The following is a 2,738-nucleotide window of genomic DNA, read 5'->3' as shown; positions in this document are numbered from 1 at the left end:
GGGCTCAGCGCGTTCATCAGGCCGTCGGTCGGCAGCGTAAAGGTCACCGGCTTGCCCAGCAGGGCGTGACGGTCGATACGCGCGTCGGTGGCCAGCAGTTCGGCGGTGAGCACAAAGGGACGGGACAGCGTCTCGGTGCCGGTGAGCGTATGGAACAGCAGGCCGTCCGCCGGCAGCTGAGCAGTAATGCGTGAGAACATGGTTTTCATCCCTGTAAGATGATAATTCGGCAAAAGGCACTAGCTTTGGGTACCAGCATCAGTACGTTGAGCTGATCAGGCACGGTATGTATGGCACTCGCATTGGTAGAGTTTTGAAGGCTCCTGCCAGGCAAAAGGATTGCGGGCATGCCTTTCAGAAATAGGGAAAATGAAGCGATAGGCTTACCATAGTGTTCGACATTATTACTTGTATAAATATCCTTACTTGTATAAATATCCTTAATGCAACCTGAGCAAGGTTTTCTATGAAAAATAGTTAACATATCTTCAAGCAAGAAAAATTTTCCGCAGGATGAATTATTATAACTTACTCATATAACACATCAAGTATAGCGACTTTTGATGGGATTTCGTCGCTATACTTTACAATGACTTTAATACCTTTCTTTAACTTATGGATCTTACCTTTAATTACCAACCCTTTTCCGGTGCATATAGTCTCTTTACCAGAAAGGGTAAGCCGCACATTGAAGTTATAAAAAAAACCGTCATCATATTGGGTATTTGTTTGCGACCAGCTGACAGGCTCGGTAGTTATTATATAACCCTGCCACTCATCTCTGGCTTTCCAGTTTTTTATTTCTATCAACTCATTTTTATCTGGTTTGAACAGTAAAAACATCACTAACAAACCCATAACCGTCATAGTAATACCGATAATGAAGGGTATTTCAGTTAAAAAATGCATTTTCACCTTCTTATCACTTTATCGCTTCAACAATGTGTATGTAAATTGTGGCCCAGCAGGGCGTGGCGGTCGATGCGCGCGTCGGTGGAGAGCAGCTTAGCGGCAAGCACAAATGGGCGTGACAGCACCTCAGTGTCATTCGGCGTATGAAACAGCAGACCGTGCGCCGGCAGCTGTCCGGTAATGCGTGCGAATATAAGTAGATTCCATGCTAATTCAGTAACGCGATATTCACTGGTGATTGCACCCTGAGTGCGGCGCACTTCACGGTGCAGGACGCCACGTTCGCTTTCGCTGATGACACGGGTACCAAAGTTGACCTGCACCCGCTGCCCGCTGCCATAGTGGAACTGCTTCAGTTCCCGCCCGTCCGGTAAGATATTGTGCGTCAATCTTGGTGCTTAGTAATTATTTTCTATTTGCTGCATTGATAATTACGGATATATATTAATTATATTTTTCGTACCAAGAGATAATCTTCTCTTTAATAGAGTCTAAAGAAGAAGCATTAGCAACTATGACATGAATAGGAAAGCCGTCGACCTCTTTATCAAACTCACTTAATGAATTAGCATCTTCATCTAAAACAACTTTTATGATGGTGCCATTATTTTTTTTTCGTGCTGAAAATATTGGATTGCCATCCATAAACGGCTTTCCATTTGAAAACGTAGTATTGTAATATGGACAGTCAACTGATTCCTTGCAATTTATAAAATTTAAGAAGAAATTTTTTAAAAAAGACTCTAACTCTAAATAAACCTTTTCATCATTAAGGTAGTTATTAAACATATCTACTCCAAAAATGCTTTACCAGAAATAATCTCAATATCCACACGTTCGTGCTTAGTATCTTTCACCATAAATGTTTTACTCACTGGAGCATCAGCACCTCCGCATTTGCTGGCATTAGTTATAAATTTTAGTCCGGTTGCTGCCGACGCTGTGGGTTTCATTGTTTTCCACCTCAGTGTCCATGTTCTTTTCAGCATGCAGCCAGACCTGTTCCTCACCCGCCTTATCCTCAAACCTCAGCGCGTTCGCCGTGTCCGCCGTGCCGTCCTTCGACCGGCTCAGAAAACCCATCTGCGTCGCCGCCGCCGGCAGCGCCCACGGCGGCATGCTCGCCTCGTTGTACACCCGGCCGATGATCAGCGGACGGTCCGGATCGCCATTGATAAAGTCCACCACCACTTCGTCGTTAACACGCGGGATCTGCACGCCGCCGAACCCCTGACCGGCCCAGGCGCTGGAGACGCGCACCCAGCACGAACTCGTGTCGTCGCCCTTCGCCAGACGGTCCCAGTGAAACTTCACCTTTACCCGGCCGTAGCGGTCGGTCCAGATCGACTCGCCTTTCGGCCCCACCACCTTCGCGGTCTGCGGACCGTGCGTTTTCGGCCACGGCGTCTCCGGCGGCGTGCGGTACGTCACCGACGACGGCAGCACCGTGAAGCTGATGTTGTGCCGGCTCTCGCCGGTGTCGCCGCTGGCGTAGCTGTTCTCGGTGAAGTCATAGGTGGCCGAGGTCACCAGATATTCGCCGTTGTCGCTGAAGTGCGGCGCGTTGATGATGGCGAAGGTGAAGCCCGGCGCGATGCCGGTGGCGGTGCCCGACCCGCTGACGCTGTGGTGCTCGGCCTGCCACACCTCCTGACGGATGCGCGCGTAGGACTCGCCGTGGCTGTGGTCGACAAAGTGACCTGGCCAGTCGTAGACGTCCACCGAGCCCGGCACCGGCGACGCCCGACGGGGTAACGTGATAGGCGATGGTCTCATAGCCCGGAAACGCCTGATGCTGGTCCGGCGCGTCGCACAGCACCAGCGTA

The 2,738-nt window shown here is 49.8% G+C and carries 4 protein-coding genes and 1 pseudogene; all 5 read right to left on the bottom strand.

The window, feature by feature from the left end; translation table 11 throughout:
• A partial coding sequence (locus Q7C21_RS22090; protein WP_375151103.1) for a hypothetical protein occupies positions 1-200 on the bottom strand: 200 nt, incomplete at its 3' end.
• Positions 201-528: 328 nt separating this feature from the next.
• Entirely contained in the window at positions 529-909 is a 381-nt protein-coding gene (locus Q7C21_RS22085; protein ID WP_003854912.1) for a hypothetical protein, read from the bottom strand.
• 26 nt (positions 910-935) lie between these two features.
• Positions 936-1,301: a hypothetical protein gene (locus tag Q7C21_RS22080; protein ID WP_003854915.1), complete on the bottom strand. Its 366-nt coding sequence runs from the start codon at positions 1,299-1,301 to the stop codon at positions 936-938.
• Positions 1,302-1,356: 55 nt separating this feature from the next.
• A complete protein-coding gene (locus tag Q7C21_RS22075) occupies positions 1,357-1,701 on the bottom strand; it encodes a hypothetical protein (RefSeq protein ID WP_105100193.1) in 345 nt (114 codons plus the stop codon).
• A 129-nt stretch (positions 1,702-1,830) separates the two neighbouring features.
• Positions 1,831-2,738 (bottom strand): annotated as a pseudogene (locus Q7C21_RS22070) (type VI secretion system Vgr family protein); the annotation flags it as partial.

The sequence above is a fragment of the Pantoea sp. ANP04 genome (genome assembly GCF_041982285.1).
Lineage (GTDB): Bacteria > Pseudomonadota > Gammaproteobacteria > Enterobacterales > Enterobacteriaceae > Pantoea > Pantoea eucalypti.
Note: the sequence above shows the minus strand (reverse complement) of the source record. Positions and strands in the feature narration are given on the sequence as shown.